This is a genomic window from Actinosynnema sp. NPDC023658 (genome assembly GCF_040639995.1).
Classification (GTDB): Bacteria; Actinomycetota; Actinomycetes; order Mycobacteriales; family Pseudonocardiaceae; genus Actinosynnema.
The window spans coordinates 1-1,136 of record NZ_JBFAAX010001436.1; the positions used below are offsets into that span (position 1 = coordinate 1).

At 72.1% G+C, this 1,136-nt stretch carries 1 protein-coding gene; it reads right to left on the bottom strand.

Going from position 1 to position 1,136, the window contains the following annotated elements:
- Positions 1 to 882: glycoside hydrolase family 3 N-terminal domain-containing protein (locus tag AB0G02_RS41615; RefSeq protein WP_360806510.1), on the bottom strand; the 882-nt coding region annotated here is incomplete at its 3' end.
- Between the last annotated feature and the right edge of the window lie 254 nt (positions 883 to 1,136).

A 1,136-nucleotide genomic window follows, 5' to 3' on the forward strand; every position in this document is an offset into this window, starting at 1 on the left:
GTTGTCCAGCCCCGCCCTGATCGCCGCCGCGTCGCCCTCGACCTCGGTCGGGTAGTACCGCTGCGACCCGGCGACGTTCGACGCGCCGCCGGCGTCGCCGACGATCATCAGGTCCTCGTCGGTCCAGGAGCGCACCACCTCGTCGAGGTCGTGGCTGACGTGCGCCGGGCGGCCGTTGACCAGGTTGTACGACGCCATCACGCCGGTCGCCGCGTCGGCCGAGATGGCGGGCTTGAACGCGGCCTCGTCGTAGTCCTTCAGGATCCGCGGCGGCACGATCGAGTCGACGTGGACGCGGTCGTCCTCGACGTTGTAGGCGAGGTAGTGCTTCAACGTCGGCGCGGCCTGAAGGTAGTCGGGGTGGTCGCCCTGGACGCCCCGGCCGAACGCGGTCGAGATCGCGCCGGTCAGGTACGGGTCCTCCGAGTAGCCCTCCTCGTTGCGGCCCCACCTCGGGTCGCGCAGCAGGTTCACCACCGGCGCCCACAGGTTGAGGCCGTTGAACGCGGGGTCGAGCGCGTGGAAGCCGCGCGCCTCGCGACCGGTCACCGCGCCGACCCGGCGGACCAGGTCCGGGTCCCAGGTGTTGGCCAGGCCCAGGGCCTGCGGGAACACCGTCGACTCGCCCAGCCACGCCACCCCGTGCAGCGCCTCGGTGCCGGTCTTGAACGCGCCGATCCCGAGCCTCGGGATGGCCGGCTGGTACTGGTGCAGCAGGGAGATCTTCTCGTCGAGCGTGAGCCTGCCCAGCAGGTCGGTGATCCGGGTGGCGCGGGGCAGGTCCGGGTCGCGGAACGGCGGCTCCTGGGCGTGCGCGGGCAGCGGCGCCATCAGCAGCAACGCCACCAGCGGCAACAACATCGAGCGGCGGGCTCTCGACACGGACGTCCCCTTCGTCTCGGGGCAGCGACGGCTCTCGGTCATCGAAGCGCTTCGACTCAGCACCGTAGAGGGCCGGGCGTGACGGAGGCAACAGCCTGGGCGAAGGGAATTGTTAGCGCTTACATCGAGCCGGACGGCCCCTTCGACGGACGGACCCGCCCCTGCGCGGCACGGGAGGGGCCGGGTCCACGGTAGAGCGGTGGTGCGGTGGAGCGGGGGGGCGGTGGGGGGGTGGTGCAGTCGTGGGGGGGGAG